Origin of the sequence: Streptomyces sp. BE303 (assembly GCF_036290945.1) — a bacterium.
In the GTDB taxonomy this organism is placed as follows: Bacteria; Actinomycetota; Actinomycetes; order Streptomycetales; family Streptomycetaceae; genus Kitasatospora.
In genome coordinates this window covers 1-233 of record NZ_JAQYWZ010000300.1, presented here as the reverse complement: position 1 = coordinate 233, position 233 = coordinate 1, and the positions used below count along the sequence as shown (strand labels likewise).

Sequence of the window (233 nt, the reverse complement as noted above, 5' to 3'; positions counted from 1 at the left end):
GCGGCTTCGTGTCCGCCGCCGGTGAGTTCGACGCGGGGCTGTTCGGGATCTCGCCGCGCGAGGCGCTGGCGATGGACCCGCAGCAGCGGTTGATGCTGGAGACGTCGTGGGAGGCGTTCGAACGGGCCGGGGTCGACCCGCTGTCGCTCCGCGGCGAGCAGGTCGGCGTGTTCGCCGGAACCAACGGTCAGGACTACGTCGCGCTGCTGGACGACGGGTCCGAGGACGTCGCG

At 72.1% G+C, this 233-nt stretch carries 1 protein-coding gene; it reads left to right on the top strand.

The features are described 5' to 3' along the window. A partial coding sequence (locus tag PUR56_RS02840) for a beta-ketoacyl synthase N-terminal-like domain-containing protein (protein WP_329947712.1) occupies positions 1–233 on the top strand: 233 nt, incomplete at both ends.